This is a genomic window from Paenarthrobacter sp. CC6, from assembly GCF_040560085.1.
Taxonomy (GTDB): domain Bacteria; phylum Actinomycetota; class Actinomycetes; order Actinomycetales; family Micrococcaceae; genus Arthrobacter; species Arthrobacter nicotinovorans.
The window spans coordinates 112,641-128,721 of sequence record NZ_JARDAN010000011.1 but is presented as its reverse complement, the minus strand read 5'-3'; the positions used below and the strand labels follow the sequence as shown (position 1 = coordinate 128,721).

General features: G+C 61.9%; 18 protein-coding genes and 1 pseudogene. 9 read left to right on the top strand and 10 right to left on the bottom strand.

Going from position 1 to position 16,081, the window contains the following annotated elements; translation table 11 throughout:
- Positions 1-149 precede the first annotated feature (149 nt).
- Positions 150-539: a heavy metal-responsive transcriptional regulator gene (locus PV760_RS13685; RefSeq protein WP_354628008.1), complete on the top strand. Its 390-nt coding sequence runs from the start codon at positions 150-152 to the stop codon at positions 537-539.
- A gap of 245 nt (positions 540-784) precedes the next feature.
- Here PV760_RS13685 and PV760_RS13680 read toward each other — a convergent pair whose 3' ends face one another.
- The 7 genes from PV760_RS13680 to arsB form a co-directional block, all read right to left on the bottom strand.
- The gene (locus tag PV760_RS13680) at positions 785-1,207 is read right to left on the bottom strand and encodes an arsenate-mycothiol transferase ArsC (RefSeq protein WP_354628007.1); all 423 of its coding nucleotides are present in this window, start codon (positions 1,205-1,207) and stop codon (positions 785-787) included.
- Positions 1,207-1,863 (bottom strand): arsenate reductase ArsC, encoded by a 657-nt coding sequence (locus PV760_RS13675; protein WP_354628006.1) that lies wholly within the window; start codon positions 1,861-1,863, stop codon positions 1,207-1,209. Before PV760_RS13675 ends, PV760_RS13680 begins: the two co-directional genes overlap by 1 nt.
- 60 nt (positions 1,864-1,923) lie before the next feature.
- Positions 1,924-3,318, bottom strand: a complete 1,395-nt coding sequence (locus PV760_RS13670) for an FAD-dependent oxidoreductase (protein WP_354628005.1) — start codon at positions 3,316-3,318, stop codon at positions 1,924-1,926.
- A gap of 169 nt (positions 3,319-3,487) precedes the next feature.
- Positions 3,488-4,477, bottom strand: coding sequence for a thioredoxin-disulfide reductase (gene trxB, locus PV760_RS13665; RefSeq protein WP_354628004.1), 990 nt, complete (start codon positions 4,475-4,477; stop codon positions 3,488-3,490).
- Positions 4,478-4,510: 33 nt separating this feature from the next.
- Positions 4,511-4,933: an arsenate reductase ArsC gene (locus tag PV760_RS13660; protein ID WP_354628003.1), complete on the bottom strand. Its 423-nt coding sequence runs from the start codon at positions 4,931-4,933 to the stop codon at positions 4,511-4,513.
- Positions 4,934-5,062: 129 nt separating this feature from the next.
- Positions 5,063-5,737, bottom strand: coding sequence for an arsenate reductase/protein-tyrosine-phosphatase family protein (locus tag PV760_RS13655; protein ID WP_354628002.1), 675 nt, complete (start codon positions 5,735-5,737; stop codon positions 5,063-5,065).
- Positions 5,738-5,794: 57 nt separating this feature from the next.
- Positions 5,795-6,892: an ACR3 family arsenite efflux transporter gene (arsB, locus tag PV760_RS13650; protein WP_354628001.1), complete on the bottom strand. Its 1,098-nt coding sequence runs from the start codon at positions 6,890-6,892 to the stop codon at positions 5,795-5,797.
- Between the two features lie 97 nt (positions 6,893-6,989).
- Here arsB and PV760_RS13645 point away from each other — a divergent pair, with 97 nt between their 5' ends.
- On the top strand, positions 6,990-7,340 hold the full coding sequence (locus PV760_RS13645; RefSeq protein WP_354628000.1) for an ArsR/SmtB family transcription factor: 351 nt from the start codon (positions 6,990-6,992) through the stop codon (positions 7,338-7,340).
- Between the two features lie 23 nt (positions 7,341-7,363).
- Complete coding sequence (locus tag PV760_RS13640) at positions 7,364-7,852, top strand: GNAT family N-acetyltransferase (protein ID WP_354628042.1); 489 nt, start codon at positions 7,364-7,366, stop codon at positions 7,850-7,852.
- Between the two features lie 13 nt (positions 7,853-7,865).
- Here PV760_RS13640 and PV760_RS13635 read toward each other — a convergent pair whose 3' ends face one another.
- A complete protein-coding gene (locus PV760_RS13635; protein WP_069695281.1) occupies positions 7,866-8,162 on the bottom strand; it encodes an ArsR/SmtB family transcription factor in 297 nt (98 codons plus the stop codon).
- Between the two features lie 56 nt (positions 8,163-8,218).
- On the opposite strand from PV760_RS13635, the gene PV760_RS13630 reads away from it, so the two are divergent.
- Positions 8,219-9,283 carry a flavin-containing monooxygenase gene (locus PV760_RS13630; RefSeq protein WP_354627999.1) on the top strand — a complete coding sequence of 355 codons (1,065 nt, stop codon included), beginning with the start codon at positions 8,219-8,221 and terminating at the stop codon, positions 9,281-9,283.
- 810 nt (positions 9,284-10,093) lie between these two features.
- On the opposite strand, the gene PV760_RS13625 is transcribed toward PV760_RS13630, so the two are convergent.
- Positions 10,094-10,333 carry a hypothetical protein gene (locus PV760_RS13625; protein WP_285750082.1) on the bottom strand — a complete coding sequence of 80 codons (240 nt, stop codon included), beginning with the start codon at positions 10,331-10,333 and terminating at the stop codon, positions 10,094-10,096.
- Between the two features lie 729 nt (positions 10,334-11,062).
- Here PV760_RS13625 and PV760_RS13620 point away from each other — a divergent pair.
- Positions 11,063-12,106, top strand: a pseudogene (locus tag PV760_RS13620) (IS110 family RNA-guided transposase); the annotation flags it as partial.
- 350 nt (positions 12,107-12,456) lie between these two features.
- On the opposite strand, the gene PV760_RS13615 reads toward PV760_RS13620, so the two are convergent.
- A complete protein-coding gene (locus PV760_RS13615; protein ID WP_069695275.1) occupies positions 12,457-12,738 on the bottom strand; it encodes a DUF3892 domain-containing protein in 282 nt (93 codons plus the stop codon).
- A gap of 618 nt (positions 12,739-13,356) precedes the next feature.
- On the opposite strand from PV760_RS13615, the gene PV760_RS13610 reads away from it, so the two are divergent.
- From PV760_RS13610 to PV760_RS13595, 4 genes are all read left to right on the top strand, one after another.
- Positions 13,357-13,656: a type II toxin-antitoxin system RelE/ParE family toxin gene (locus PV760_RS13610; protein ID WP_069695274.1), complete on the top strand. Its 300-nt coding sequence runs from the start codon at positions 13,357-13,359 to the stop codon at positions 13,654-13,656.
- 13 nt (positions 13,657-13,669) lie between these two features.
- On the top strand, positions 13,670-14,749 hold the full coding sequence (locus tag PV760_RS13605; RefSeq protein WP_069695273.1) for a HigA family addiction module antitoxin: 1,080 nt from the start codon (positions 13,670-13,672) through the stop codon (positions 14,747-14,749).
- 55 nt (positions 14,750-14,804) lie between these two features.
- The gene (locus PV760_RS13600) at positions 14,805-15,272 is read left to right on the top strand and encodes a hypothetical protein (protein WP_069695272.1); all 468 of its coding nucleotides are present in this window, start codon (positions 14,805-14,807) and stop codon (positions 15,270-15,272) included.
- 137 nt (positions 15,273-15,409) lie between these two features.
- Positions 15,410-15,715: a hypothetical protein gene (locus PV760_RS13595; protein WP_069695271.1), complete on the top strand. Its 306-nt coding sequence runs from the start codon at positions 15,410-15,412 to the stop codon at positions 15,713-15,715.
- Positions 15,716-16,081 lie beyond the last annotated feature (366 nt).

The following is a 16,081-nucleotide window of genomic DNA, read 5'->3' as shown; positions in this document are numbered from 1 at the left end:
TTGTCCTCAATGCAGCAGCCCCAGCGAAGTAGGGCTCTGCCCCGGGCTGCTCACTAGATCAGATGATTGCCTCTCATTCTCAACCTTCCCCTACACTGGAATGTCAAGGCGGGCAGGCAGGTTCGCTGTTCCACGGACAGAGGTTCAAATTGCGTATTGGTGAGGCTGCGGCAGCGGCCGGCATGACGGCGAAGACTCTGCGTTTCTATGAAGAAAGCGGGCTGCTGCCTGCGGCAAAGCGTTCCGGCAACGGATACCGGGATTACAACCAGGAGTCCGTGACAAGGCTTGATTTTATCCGCCGCGGGCGCACAGCGGGTCTGACTCTCGCACAGATTGGGCAGATTCTGGCCGTCCGCGAGGCCGGAGACGCGCCCTGCGCCCACGTTCAGGATCTACTCGCTGGGCAGTTGGCCGCCATTGATAACCAGATCGCCGAGTTGGTGGCGCTTCGGTCCGTCGTCGCCGGGCTCCACGCCGTCGCCGCTGCCGGGAGAAATGAAACCTGCGACCCTGGACGCATCTGCAGCTACCTCTGACAACCTCGCGGTGAAGTACTGGACGCCACCAGCACCTGAACCCAGGCTGATCAAGAGGATTTATAAGAGACACCGGCCGGGCTGACCGTGCGATGTCTCTTGCATCAGGCAACAAAATGCGACGGGGCTATTCGTTCAAAAGCTACCCGGCAAGTTTCCAACACGGAACAAGGGCATGCCTCGCTATCATGCTGTTCCCGGGGCATACGCTCCGCTGGCCAACGCCTCTATGTTTGCGGAGTGGATCAGTTCGTGCCGTCGGTGAGGTCGGTGTAGAGGGCTTGCACGCGGGTCTTGATGTCGTCCCGGACCAGGCGCATGCGTTCCATGCCTTCGATGCCGCGGGTGGAGGGTTCGTCGGTTTCCCAGATCTCGAAGCGTTTCCCGGCAGGTGCGTCGAGCTTGGCCTCGGTGCCGAGGACGATGACGGCGTCCACGAGGTTCAGGACCTCGTCGGTGACGGGTTTGGGGTATTCACCGGTGACGTCGATTCCCAGCTCCGTCAGTGATTCCACGGCTTGGCCGTTCAAGGACTCGGCGGGTTTGGTGCCGGCGGAGTAGACGGTGATGTTGTCCCCGGCGAGGTCGCGCATGAGACCGGCGGCGAGTTGGGACTTGCCGCCGTTCTTGCTGCAGACGAAGAGGACCGCGGGGTGTTCGGTTGTCATTAGAGTGCTGCTTCTTTCGTGAGGGAGGCGACCAGGGTTTTCACCCGGTCGTGGATCTGGTCGCGGATGTCCCGAACGGTCTCCAGGGACTGGCCGGAGGGGTCTGTCAGTTCCCAGTCTTCGTAGCGTTTTCCGGGGTAGATCGGGCAGGAGTCACCGCAGCCCATGGTGATGACGACATCGGAAGCCCGCACGACATCATCGGTGAGGGGTTTGGGGTATTCCTTGCCCAGGTCCAGGCCCATCTCGTTCATCACGGCAACGACGGTCGGGTCCAGTTCAGAGGCCGGGAGGGAGCCGGCGGAGCGGACCCGGATCCTGCCCTTGGCCTCGACGTTCAGCAGCGCCGCGGCCATTTGGGACCGGCCGGCGTTCTGGACGCAGACGAACAACACTTCGGGAACGTCCGAGACGATGGCGCCCTTGGACTTGGCCAGGGCGTGGAGCCTGTCATTGGCGAAATGCTCAGTGGTCGCGGGCAGGTAGGCGCTGATCTTCGCGGTCCTGGCCAGGGCGGTGTAGGACTCGAAGACGTAGCGTTCGACCGTTTCGGCCGCGAACGTTCCCGCGTAGCGGTCGGCGAGGCGGTTGCTGATCCGGTGCAGGACTTCGGTGTTGTCCTGCAGTCCCAGCGTCGTTTCCTGGTGATCGGTCATGGCAGTACTCCCTAGGGGTGGGTCCGGCTCGATGATGACTGGCGCTGTGGGTTGGGTGGGTTAGTTGTCGGAGGAGCGGCCGTGGGCTAGCCCGGTCGGGAACCCGATGAACGCTGGTTCCGGCGCGGCGCAGCAGCCACCCTGGGACTCAGGCTCCTGCGATGTCTTAGGGGTGGTGGCTGCGGCGGGGACGTCGCAGCTCGTGCCGGCGTCCGCGGAGCAAACCCCGGTTTCGGGCAGTTCCAGGTGGACGGTGTCTGCTGCTGCTTGGTCGCCGGCGAGAGCGGCGGCCACGGACCGGACCTGTTCGTAGCCTGTGGCCAGCAGGAAGGTCGGGGCGCGGCCGTAGGACTTCATCCCGACGATGTAGAAGTCCTTCTCCGGGTGGGCCAGAACCTTAGCGCCGTGCGCTGGGACGGTTCCGCAGGAGTGGAACTCAGGGTCGATCAGCGGCCCCAATTCGGTGGGTGCTTCCACTGCCGGGTCCAGGTTCAGGCGCAGTTCGCGCAGGACATCGAGGTCAGGCCGGAACCCGGTGCAGGGCACGATGACGTCGGCCTCGACGGTGCGCCCGTCCACGGCTTCGACCGTGACGTGCGTGTCGAGGGTTTTCAGGGCGGCGATGCCGAAGCTGGTGTGCAGTTCGATGGTTCCGGCTTCAACGAGGCGGCGGAGCCGGGATCCGAGCTGGCCGCGTGCGGGCAGGCCGTCGGCGTCACCGCCGCCGTAGACCTTTTCCGCTGACCCGCCACGCACCGCCCACAGGATGGTGGTGGTGGGTTCTTCCTTGGCCAGGTCGGCGAGGTTGATCAGGGTGTTCGCAGCCGAGTGGCCAGCACCGACGACGAGGACGCGGCGGCCAGCGAACGCGGCACGGTCCCGCCCAACGACGTCGGGCAACGGTGAGGAGATCCGGTCAGCTGCGGTGGTCTCGCCGATGGCGGGCAGACCGGAGGTGCCGAGCGGGTTGCGCGTGGACCAGGTCCCGGATGCGTCGATGACAGCACCGACCACGTGGTCCCGAACTTCGCCGCTGTCGTGTTCAACGCGGACGACGAACGGGGTGGTGTCGCGGTCCCGGACATGGGTTTTGTCCATACCCTGCCGGGTGACGGCAAGGACGCGGGCGCCGGTCTGGAGCCGGGAGCCGATTGCCGGGGTGGCGGCCAGCGGGGTGAGGTAGTTGTCGATGAGTTCGCCGCCGTAGGGCAGTGCCGTGGGGCGGGGGGACTTCCAGCCGGTGGGTTCGAGCAGGCGCACGGCGGCGTCGTCGAGGTTGAACCGCCACGGGGAGAACAGCCGGATGTGGCGCCATTGTTCAATGGCGGCACCGGCGGTGGGTCCGGCTTCGAAGATGACCGGTTCGAGGCCGCGCTCAAGCAAATGTGCCGCGGTGGCCAAACCGATGGGTCCTGCGCCGATCACGGCGACGGGAAGGTTCTTCACTGAATCCATGCTGTCCTCTGTTCTTGTCCGTTTGTGCGGTTGGTTGCGGGGGTGCCTGCCGGTCCTTGTGGGGCCGGCAGGCCGGGGGTCGTGCTGTTCAGCAGCAGTCCAGATCGTCCTCGTCGCAGCAGCCCGTGTCGGTGCAGCATCCGGTTCACCCCTCCCCGTTACTGAGTGGTTAGGCGTGGGCTGGTTCTTCAACCAAGGCGGTGGCGATGCTGTCGGCATCCTCCAACGCTGCCAGGAACCGTTCGGCGTCCAACGCGGCGGCGCAGCCGGTGCCCGCGGCGGTGATGGCCTGCCGGTAGCGGTGATCCACCGCATCACCGCAGGCGAAGACACCCGAGAGGTTGGTGACCGTGGTGGGTGAGTCGACCTTGATGTAGCCCTCAGCGTCCAGATCGAGCTGCCCGGTGACCAGTTCGGTGCGGGGCACGTGCCCGATGGCGACGAAGATGCCGGTGGCGGCCTGTTCGCGGGTTTCCCCAGTGCGGGTGTCCGTCAGGGTCACGCCGGTGACCTTGGTCTCACCGTGGATCTTGGTGATGGCGGAGTTCCAGGCGAAGGTGATCTTGGGGTTGTCCTTGGCGCGCTGGGCCATGATCCGGGAGGCGCGGAGTTCGTCCTTGCGGACGACCACGGTGACGGTCCTGGCGAAGCGGGTCAGGAAGGTCGCTTCCTCCATGGCTGAGTCGCCGCCGCCGACGACGATGATGTCCTGCTCGCGGAAGAAGAACCCGTCGCAGGTGGCACACCAGGACACGCCGTGGCCGCTGAGCTTCTTCTCTTCCGGCAAGCCCAGCTCCTTGTAGGCCGAGCCGGTGGCGAGGATAACCGCAGGTGCCTCGTGAGTCTCGCCGGCGCCGGTGACCACGCGCTTGAGGCGACCCGTCAGATCAACCTCGGTGACGTCGTCGAACACGATCCGGGCGCCGAACTTCTCGGCCTGTTCCTGGAGCCCATCCATCAGCTCAGGGCCCTGAACGCCGCCCGGGAAGCCCGGGAAGTTCTCCACCTCGGTGGTGTTCATCAACGCACCCCCGGCGGTGACCGAACCGGCCAGGACCAACGGGTTCAACCCGGCCCGGGCTGCATAAATCGAGGCCGTGTAACCGGCCGGGCCGGAGCCGATGATGATCAGCTGTTCTGTCTGGACGTCGGTGCTCACGGAAGTCTCTCCTGGTGCTCGAAAAAAGATGGGTTACTTGGCGGCCGGGACCAGCGAAGCGATCAGGGCCTCGATGCGGGTCTTGATCTCATCGCGGATCGGACGGACAGCGTCCACGCCCTGGCCGGCGGGGTCTTCAAGGACCCAGTCCTCGTAGCGCTTGCCGGGGAAGTACGGGCATTCATCGCCGCAGCCCATGGTGATCACGACGTCGGATTCCTTGACGGCTTCGGTGGTCAGGACCTTCGGGATCTCGGCGGACATGTCGATGCCGAGCTCGGCCATGGCCTCAACGGCGGCCGGATTGACCTTGTCTGCGGGCTGCGAGCCGGCGGAGCGGACCTCGATGGCCCCTTCGGACAGGGTTGTCAGAAACGCTGCGGCCATCTGGGAACGTCCGGCGTTGTGGACGCAGACGAACAGGACGGAAGGCTTCTTGGCGGTTTCGGTGCTCACGGGTGCTCCTGAATCAGTTGCTTGGTCTGGATGGTCGTACCGAACCAATACCGGGATGAATCACATTGATCTTCATCGATGTATTGAGTATCGGCTTATAGATTGATGATTGTCAATATTTCGTGGAGGTTAGGCTGCCCGGAGGCGGGGGGCCAGATCGAGCACGCGGCGCGAAATGTCCGCAAAGGCGTTCTCGAAGGCATCTTCACTGTCCAGCCGGAGTGGATCCGGCACCGACCAGTGGATGCCGCGTAGGCCCGGGAGTTCCTCGTGGGCGTTGTCGCAGACGGTGACCACGAGGTCTTCATCGAGGGCTACTTGGTTGATCTGGCGGGGCAGGGTTCCGTCGAGATCGAGGCCATTGCGGCGCGCTACCTCAATGGCGCCCTTGGCCACATGCTCCGCGGGGTGCGTTCCGGCCGATGCTGAGGGGATGTCGCTGACGTTGCGCCACAGTGCGGCTGCCAGTTGGGATCTGGCGCTGTTGCGGGTGCAGATAAACAGGATCCGCCGTGCATCGTATTCGCGACCGGGGACCAGTCCTTCGAGGGCTGCGGGCGCCAGTCGGAAGTAGCTGCGCCGCTTGTCAGCTTCGGAACGCTGCCGCACCGCCAGCCCGGCCCCTTCCAGGGTCCGCAGGTGATGCGACAGCAAATTCGAAGGAATTCCCAGTTCCGACTGCAGCTCCTTCGGGGACAAGTCCCCCAAAGTCAGCAGGTCCACGATGCGCAGCCGTGCGGGGTCGGCGAGGGCGGCGTACCTGGCGACTCTGGCCTGAAACGTCTTATCTTGCTCAATATTCATTGAGTCAATCTTGACTGAACTAAATCACCTAGTCAACCTGATTATCCCTTGTGCCGGTTAAACATTTTCAGTGACGTCGTGGGTGAAGAAGCGCTTGCGGGCCCAGAGTGCGGCGTATACCAGTGCGACGAGGACCGGGACCTCGATCAGCGGACCCACGACGCCTGCGAGGGCCTGTCCGGACGTGACGCCGAAGGTGCCGATGGCAACGGCGATGGCTAGCTCGAAGTTGTTGCCGGCCGCGGTGAATGCCAGTGTCGTCGTCTTTGCGTACCCAAGGTTGAGGAGCTTTCCAAGGACCATGCCCACACCGAAGACCACGAGGAAGTAGACCAGCAGCGGCACCGCGATGCGGACCACGTCCAGTGGCCGCGATGTGATGGTCCCGCCCTGCAGGGCGAAGAGGAGTGTGATGGTGAACAGGAGGCCGTAGAGAGCCCAAGGGCCAAGTTTTGGCAGGAGTTTGTTCTCGTACCAGTCCCGGCCCTTGGCTTTCTCGCCAATGGTGCGGGTGAGGAAGCCGGCCAGCAACGGGATGCCCAGGAAGATCAGGACCGAGAGCGTGATGGCCCAGAAGGAGAAGTCCGCGCTGGTGGTAGGCAGGCCCAGGAGGGATGGCAGCCACTGAAGGTAGAACCAACCCAGGGCGCCGAATGCGACGACCTGGAACACGGAGTTGATGAACACCAGAACAGCGGCGGATTCGCGGTCCCCGCAGGCCAGGTCGTTCCAGATCATCACCATGGCAATGCAGCGGGCCAGGCCCACGATGATCAAACCGGTCCGGTATTCGGGTAGGTCCGGGATAAAAATCCATGCCAGAGCGAACATGAACGCCGGCGCCAGAACCCAGTTGATCACCAGCGAAGTGATCATCAGCTTCCGGTCGGCCAGAACCCGGTGCGCCTGGTCGAAGCGGACTTTCGCCAGGACCGGGTACATCATCACCAACAGTCCGACGGCGATCGGCAGCGACACCTCGCCGATCTTCACCGCCTCCAAGGCGGTGTTCAGCCCAGGGATCAGGCTGCCCAGAAGCAGACCCAGGGCCATGGCGGCGATGATCCACACCGGCAGAAACCGGTCGAGGGTGGAAAGTTTGCCAACGACTGCAGCGTCCTGACGGAGCAGGGGTGTATCGGTCCGGGTGCTCACGGGTCTCCTGTGAATCTCGGCGGTAAATTGATGAGGATCGATATGAAGTATTCCCAGCTATATCGATGGTTGTCAATTTGCGTGCATAATGGGAGACATGAACTCTCTGCAAACTCTTGAGCCCGAAGTGGACGCTTCCTGCTGCGTGCCGGCCGAGAAGCCGGCATTGGGTGCCGAGGAAGCGCAACAGCAAGCCCTCGTCTTCAAAGCTTTGGCCGATCCGAACCGGCTCCGCCTGCTGTCCATCGTCAAAGCCGGGGAGTCGGGGGAGTCCTGCGTCTGTGACCTCACCGAACCCCTGGACTTGAGCCAGCCAACGGTCTCCCACCACCTGAAGATCCTCGTCGAAGCAGGTCTGCTGCACCGCGAGAAGCGCGGAACCTGGGCCTACTACTCACTCATTCCAGGCGCTCTGGATGAGGTCGCCGGAATCCTGGCCGCCCTGTGACCACCACGTTCGACATTCGACCCATGCAGCCGGCCGACTGGCCCGCCGTGCAGCGTATCTTCCAGGAAGGCATCGACACCGGGCATGCGACCTTTGAGACAAGGGCGCCCGACTGGGAGACGTTCAATCAAACCAGGCTGCCAGGTCACCGTCTGGTTGCCGCAACGCCCGAGCATGGCGTTCTGGGATGGGCGGCCGTTTCCGCGGTGTCTTCCCGGCCTGCCTACGCCGGGGTGGTCGAACACTCCGTTTATGTTGCTGCCGAAGCCCGCGGGCTCGGTCTGGGCAAAGCACTCCTGCAGGCGCTCATCGAGTCCACCGAAAATTCAGGAATCTGGACGATCCAGTCCAGCGTTTTCCCGGAAAACCATTCCAGCCTCAGCATCCACGAAACCGCTGGCTTCACGGTCATCGGACGCAGGACCCGGATCGCCCGCATGGACCATGGGCCCGCCGCGGGGCACTGGCGCGACACCATTCTCCTCGAACGCAGGTCCTCCCTGGTCCGCTGACCCGAGGGCTGGATCAGCAGCATCTCCCCAGATAGCCCTGCAGATCCTCCAGAGTCGCCCGGATGGCCTCAGTATCTGCCCGGTAGTAAACACTCTTGCCCTGTCTGACCGCCGTCAGCAGCCCGCCCTGACGCAGAAGACTTAGCTGCTCGGACGCCGTCGACTGTCCCAAGCCACACCGGGTCGCGACCTCGCCAACCGTCAGTGATTCCCCGCCAGCAAACACGAGCATGATCTGCTGGCGGGTCTCGCTGGCCAAGGCTTTCAGGAAGCGCTGGGTGCCATCGTTGAGTGCTGTCGACTCGGTCATGAATCCAGCCTACCGTGTCATTTCTTAATATCGCGATATGACGATATGTTCAGGGCATGAACACGGCAGAGTTGATCATCATCGGCGGCGGACAAGCCGGATTGGCCACCGCACACCATGCGCTGGCCATGGGTCTGCACCCTCTCATCCTGGACGCCTCCACAGGGCCTGGCGGCTCCTGGCCGAACTACTACGAGAGCCTGAAACTTTTCTCCCCGGCCAGGTACTCGGCCCTGCCAGGCACGCCCTTCCCCGGTGACCCCGACCGTTACCCCTCGCGCGACGAAGCGGCCGCCTATCTGGCTACCTACGCCCGAGACCTCGACGCCGAGATCCGACACAACGAACGCGTCCAGACCCTCGCCACAAACGATGAAGGCTTTGCGGTGGAGACGGCCAACGGAGCGACGTTCATGACTGAGAAGATCATCGTCGCCACCGGAGGCTTCGGGAAACCTTTTATCCCCACCCTGCCCGGACTGCACGAATTCACCGGACAAATCCTCCATAGCGCCGACTACCTTCGACCGGACGACGTCGCCGGTGACCGGGTCATCGTGGTCGGCGGTGGGAACTCGGCCGTTCAGATCGCCGTCGAGCTGGCTGCAACAGCTACAGTCAGCCTCGCAACCCGGCGCTCACTGCGGTGGCAGGCCCAGCGGATCCTGGGACAAGACTTCCACTGGTGGCTGGATCGCTCCGGCCTCGACCGCTCCCGGGCCGGGCTGCTCCTGACACAACGCGGAACGCCCGTCGTTGACGACGGCAGGTACCGGGCAGCGGTACGCGCCGGTAGGCCCGATCGCAGGCACATGTTCACGCATATCACTAACGACGGTGTCATCTGGGCTGACGGGTCGCACGAGCACGTAGACACCATCGTCCTCGCCACAGGATTCGTGCCCGATACGCCCTTCCTGCCAGCAGAGGCAGTGGACCCGGCGGGGTTCCCACATCATTCCCGTGGCGTGTCCACCACCATCCCGGGCCTTGGTTACGTCGGGATGGAACACCAACGAACGTTCGCGTCCGCAACGTTGCGCGGCGTAGGAAACGACGCCGAGCACGTCCTCGATGCGATCGGCTCAACATATGCTCCCGTACCGCATGTGGTCCGCTGACTCGTGACGCCGGACGCTCAGAGTCTTCCACAAACCAGCCTCTGCGCAACCGTGAAATCCGATCCATTCGTTGGAATGCTACATGGAGGTCCGCCAGTACTGCCCAAGGGCGGCGTGGACGGCTTGCACACCAATCGGGGACAGCTTTGAGCTGTGCGGAGGGCTCCACCTTGCCCCCAGTGGGCACAACCCGTCCACGCGACGGGCAGGGTTACCTGCTTGAGATGCGGTGGCAGTTCGACGTCAGCACCAAGGACCACAACGGGCGTCCGCTCCGCGGACGACTGCAAAAGCCTCTTTTTGCCTTACATGTGGCTGGGTTGTTCTCCGTGCAAGGCCACTGATCGTAGCCGTCCGGGGGCCACCCTCGACCGGCTGGACCAGTGGGGGCCTCGCACGGCGGGGCAGGAAGGAGGTGGCTACATGAGCATCGACGAAGCGATCAAGCTCGCGACTTCGGTCGTGAGCTTGATGACAGCTGTCATCGCTCTACTCTCCATGCGGAACGAGCGCTTAACAAGCAAACGCTCCCGAGGTGCAACTCGGAAGCGTAAGCGTAAAGCAAGGAAGTAGGTGTAGCTACGAAACCCGGTGGTCGTGACCGCTTTGGTTGCGGCCACCGGCTCCTTCTCAGACTAAGTCCTACTCACCGATAAGGAAACCTCATGGAACCGCTGACCATCGTGAACTTCGTTCTCTCACTCACAGCACTGGGCGCTTCGATCATGGGCGTACCGCGCCACCTCCAAAGTCCCCAAGGAAGACGGCAGCTAGCCGGATCCGGGGCGGGCTGCCACACGGCGGCCCGCCCTACCGGGCCGGGGTGTCCTTCGGACCGTCAGCCGTGTCCTTCATGATGCGCCCGATCGTCTCAGCAATCGCCCGCACCGCTTCCGGGTCTTCGACCCAAGAGCGTCCGTTGCGGCTGCAAGCCTGGAACGACGTCACCTTGGACTCATCGACAGTCTGCCGCAGCTCAGCCCACGCCGCCTGCAGGTCGGAAGAGTCCGCCGTTGTGCGGCGCCTGCCCAGAAAGTTTCTCAGTCCCACTGCCACCACTCCTTCTGACACAAGTGTCCCGCCTGGGATTGGGAGAAACCAGGCGGGACATGCCTACCGTACCAACCCAGCCGGACAAGCCTCAGGGAACAAGCATGCTCGCAGGGCTCGCACCCCTTTTGGGCGTCCATTCCGCTTCGCTCCATGGCCGGCTGTTGGGTCCAGGGCGCGCCGTCGCAGAGCTCCGGACACCCTGGCCCTTTTGTGTCTACGACGTTTTTTGGCTGCTGTCCTTCGGATTGTACGTGTCCGCTCCACCCCGTCTAGCCCCTCCGCAGGCTCCGGGGCCTGCGGCGCAGGAAATGTCCCTCCGGCGCTCCTGCGTCGCTTATTTCCTCCGGGAATTTCCCGCCCCTTGCCCTGCGGGTAGACAGGCCTCCGTCGGCCACAGCTCCGCAGGCTTCGCCAGCAGCCAAAAAACAACTGTGAGTCTTGCAATGGTTGGTCTGGGACTAGCTGGCAGTGTTGGTGCCGGTCGTTCTGCCTGGCGTGTGACTCGAAAAAACAATTGCCCCTGGTGGGTGCGTTTCCCCCGATTTGTCCGCGCCGGGTGGAGCGGCCGGCGTTGATCTGTCCCACGTCGATGGCTTGATTAGAAGCTTGCCCAGCCTTTTTGGTTGTGGCTCATCACAGTTTTGCCTCGAGGTGACTCTTCCCAGGTTCAATGCCGGTCGTGAAGCGGCCTGTCTTGCCCGTTCGAAAGGAAGGAGGGTGGCCGCGTTGACTTTCGTTACGCAGACCCGCCCGTTCGTTATTGGCGTGGACTGTCACGCCCGCACACACACTTACGCCATCATCGAGGCCAACACCAAGCGCCAGGTCGCATGCGAGCAGTTCCCGACCACCCCGGGAGGGATCTCGCGCGCACTTGCCTGGGTAGGACGAAGGACAGATGGCGATATGGCGTGTTTATGGGCCGTCGAGGGCATCGGCTCCTATGGGGCACGTTTGGCCAAAGCGGTAACCGACGCCGGCTACGATGTCGCCGAAGCTCCACGGATGAACGCCCGAGTTCGCCGTGGGATCGGCAAATCCGACCCGCTGGACGCCGCCGCCATCGGAACCGCAGTCCTGGGCCTTGAGGTCTCCCAGCTCCGGACTCCGCGCAGGGATGAAGGAATCCGTGCAGGGCTTAGGATCCTGAACGCGGCCCGGGATCAGCTGACCCGGGACCGAACAGTGAACGTCAATGCACTCATCGCCTTACTCCGGGCACATGACCTTGGAACCGACGCTCGTAAACCTTTGGTTTCCGCCCAGATCGCCTCGATCAGTAGATGGCGGGAACGGGACGAACCGATTGAACTATCGATTGCGCGCGAGGAAGCAGTCCGGTTGGCGCGCCGCGTTCTCGAGGTGACCACTCAGCTCTCTGCGAACCAGAAGCGCATGACAGAGCTGATCCAGCAAAGCCCCGCTGCGCCGTTGTTGGAGATAGTGGGGGCTGGCGCTGTCACGGTCGCGACCGTCCTGACAGCTTGGTCGCATCCAGGGAGGGTACGCAGCGAAGCCGCTTTCGCGTCTCTGGCAGGGGTGAATCCCTTGCCTGCCTCAAGCGGTAACACCGTCCGGCACAGGCTCAACAGGGGCGGTGATAGACGATTAAACCGAGCCTTGCACACCATCACCATGACCAGGATGGTCCACGACCCCGGAACAAGGGACTACGTTGCCAAACGCACCCAAGAGGGTCGCAGCTACCGCGAAATCCGCAGATCCCTCAAGCGCTACATCGCCCGTACCCTCTATCGCCAACTCAATACCCTTTACACCACCGAGGAACCACCCCGAACTTTTGTTGCAGGAGAAGCACCCGGCCAGGGAGAGAAGGGTTATCCTTCGGCCGCGGTTTGCCTAGAGGTTCCGGCGTCTCACTGACGGTAGTCATGCTTCCGTTGCGCAACGGGCGCATCCCATACATAGCTAGAGGACACGGTTCATGTGCTTGTCTGGTATCGCTGGTATCTCGTATGGATCCTCAATCGGGAGATTGGGACGCCCGGCGACCTCTGGGGCTGGCGCAGATGGTGCACCCTGCCAGATGCCATGGCGCAAGAAGGTGAGGTCGCTGCGTCAATGACGCAGCGACCTCACAAGTGTGGCTCGCGGGGTATCTAGAACCTGGGCAGGGCCAGCAGGTTGTTGTTCCATTGGCGATCGGCATAGGTACGTAGGTATGGAGCCGCGTTTTCGGGGCGGACCACACCCACTTCCACCTTCGAGGAGCCGGTCCCTACATATGCCCGGCCCTTTTTCACGTCAATCCATTCGACCATCGTCGGCTTGTTACTGGTCCCAGTGCCGTTGTCCGCTTCGTTTATCCACTTGTAGCTGGTGATGTGCTGGTGATCTTCCGGGAATCCCTCAATGCGTACGTGGGTGATTCTTACCGCCATGGCTTTACTCCTAGTTTTGTCGGGTGTTTCGCGTGCGTACTTCCCGAGCCACTTAGCGCGGGGGCAAGCAGGGGCGGAATGCCGAATTCCGCCCCTGGGCGTCAGACCTGCTGTGTGATCGTTCCGCTGGGGTTCCGTCGCACAGTTGCGTCGGTGACGAACCTGCCCGTTGCGGCCGAGCGATTCACGCTGCGTCCATTCCCTGTTCCGCTGCCTACCCTCTCCGTCGTTGTCGTGCGCGGAGATCGTGCGGCAGCAGCTTTCGTGACAAACCGTCCGGTCCGGGCGCTGCGGCTAACTGATCGTGCCATGGTGTCCTCCTCAGAACACTCATCCGAGGGGGAGGGCCGCCATTCTTGGCTGCCGTGGACTCCGTTAGAATCGCTACTACCACTAACCATGGAGCTTGCGGTCCTGACCTCGAGTTGCTGGGCGGATCCGCTGTTACGGGTCCGCCCTTTCACGTGTCGGGCTATCCGACAAAAATTAGCCTAGTCGCATCACTCTTAGGGCGCAAGGGTGATGTGCTGTGTCGAGAAGTGGAGTATAGTGTTGTTTACGAGTTAAGCACTTCCTGTAGGGTGTTATTCACATCAGGGGTGAAGGACGGCTTACGGAATGCAGGTGGACTACGAGGACGAGGATCTCCGGAGACTCGCTTACGAGCCAGACCACCGCACTACACGTTGGGCCCCAAACGTTACGAAGGCTTATAGGCGACGGATTCAACAGCTGCATGCGGCGGTCACTGATCAAGATCTGAGAGCACTGAAGTCCCTCCACCTAGAGAAGCTGAAGGGTGACCGTGCTGGAACATGGTCGATTCGAATAGACACGCAGTACCGGCTTATTCTTCGGTTCCAGACGCAGGATGGCGGGCGAATAGCCATCGTCATTGAAGCCGTTGACTACCACTGAAGGACTGATAGCTATGGCCCCCGAGCTAATTGAAGCTTTCCCTCCTGGGGATTTTCTTTCCGAGGAGCTTGAAGCACGTCATTGGTCCCAGAACGACTTCGCCCAAATTCTCGGACGCCCGGCGCAGTTCGTTTCGGAGATAATTGCCGGCAAGAAGGAAATCACCCGAGAGTCTGCGGCTCAGATCGGGGCAGCTCTTGGCACTGGCCCGGAGTACTGGCTAAACCTTCAGAATTCATATCTTCTGTGGAGTCAGTCTCAGAATGTCGCCACCCGCAAGGACTTGGATGAGGTAAAGCTCCGTGCTCGGATGAACGAACTGGCCCCGGTGTCTCTACTTCTTAAGCGCGGCATCCTGACTGGCAGATCTTTGGCCGAGCAGCAAAGTGAACTGATCGATCTGTTCCAGATCGAACACATTGAAGACACTCCGCGCTTTCTTGCAGCAGCACGTCGTTCTAACCGCGATGAAGAACCCACCCCGACTCAAAAGGCATGGCTGGCCTGTGCTCGAAAGCATGCGCAAAAGCTTGCGGTCAGCGAATACGACGCAGAAGGACTCACGAAGCTGGCCGAACGAGTGTCCGCCTTGGTTTCGGTCCCAGATAATTTCGCAAAACTTCCTGCTGAATTCGCTGCCGTTGGAGTACGTCTCGTCTACGTCGAAGCATTCCCTGGAAGCAAGCTGAACGGTGCCTCTTTTCTTCTTGACGACGACAACCGACAACCGGTAATCGCTCTATCAGGCCGAGGAAAACGACTCGATGTCGTCCTCTTCACTTTGCTTCACGAGGTGGCACACATCGTCCTAGGGCATGTGACACCCGAACACCTCGTAATTGACGAAGAGTCATCCAGGGAACCGACGGAGCTGGCGGCCGACGAGAAAGCTGGCGAATGGCAAATTCCAGGAGGGCTCCCTGCCCCGCCAGCAGCCGTGCGTAGGGGGTGGATCGATTCCACTGCGCAGCGGATAGGCGTTCATCCAGTGGTTGTACTCGGGAGACTGCAACGCGATAAGGCTCTCGACTACCGAACCGCTCTGGCAAAAGGAGCGCCGACCGTGAGCGCCCACCTAGAACGCTGGAGTTAGGTAGACATCGGTCATGGCAATGATGGATAGGAACCAACATGGAATCGCTTGAACTGTGACAGACACTGGAGACATTCTCGCGCTGTGGGCGCTGATCGTGAGCATTTTCGGAACCGGAATCGCCCTTACTGCTCTGGCGGTGGCCTATCTCGACTGGCGTCAAGTCGGTATGGAATCGCCATGGACGTTTACGGCCGTCGGCGGAGGCTACTGGAGACTGGAGCGCATCCACCGAAAGCCAGCGCAGATACGGCGATTTGAGTACGGCCAGATGTGCTCTGGGCTCCAGTTTGGAGTTGCAAGTGCAGCCGGCTTTCCTATGAAGGTGTATCGCAGGGGGGACACAGAACTCGTCTCCGTTAGCCCTTCCAGCAGCGTTGAGACAATCACCATTGTGTACAAAGAACATGGCTTGTGGGACAGGCTCAGAAGGAAAATCCCCAAGCGCAGCACCCTATATGCGCAGGGCTCAGTAGATGAGGGCTACGAGCGATGGGACACCCCGCTGCATCTGAATCCCTGATTCTCTGCGTGCCGGCGCGGCCACGAACGGCACGGAGACTGCGTATCCGGGCAACAGGCCACGGCTGCCGGTCGATACGCTGGCAGAGCGCGACCGACACAATGCGGTGGCGGAGCAACCAAACGATGGAGCAGAACATGGCGCTGAAGGATCCGTACAGAGTCCACCGGCAAATGCACTTGGGAGACTTCTTGGACCAGTTGGAGGACAAGAAGATGCTCACCTGGAGCTGGGGATACGAGAACAAGCGGGCACTCTTCAAAATCACCGAGCCGGAACGAAAGAGCGTCACCTACCAGATCAAGGAAGCGGAGGCTGTAGCTCTGCGCATAGCGGCGCGTGAGAACATTCCTTGGATCCCGGTACCAAACCCCGGAAACATCGACCTCTACCGAGAAACGAAGGCAAAGATCTCGCGGATGACCGAAGCAGCAAATCTCTAGCCTAAGCAGTTCATACGCTCGCTACTTGTCCAAGTGAGGCTAGTTGCGCCGCTCCGTCCGATAACGGCCGTTCACAACACAACACCCCGGACCGCATCGGTGTCCGGGGTGTTGTGTTCCATTGTGACTCGCGGCGATAAATGGCGGTGTTTTTGCGGCGCTGTTTGGCGCATCGTTCAGCGCGAAAGGGGGTCGATCAACGGGCGCAGGTATTTCGGGCACTTGCCCATGCCCGGGTAGGAGTCGAGGAGCCCGAAAGCCCCGCACGACTGATCAGGTGGTGGAGGTCCCCCAACTGCAACTCGGCAAATGACTTGCAGTTTCACCTTCCTTGGATGCCAGACGTGGCTTTCGGTTCTCTCGCCT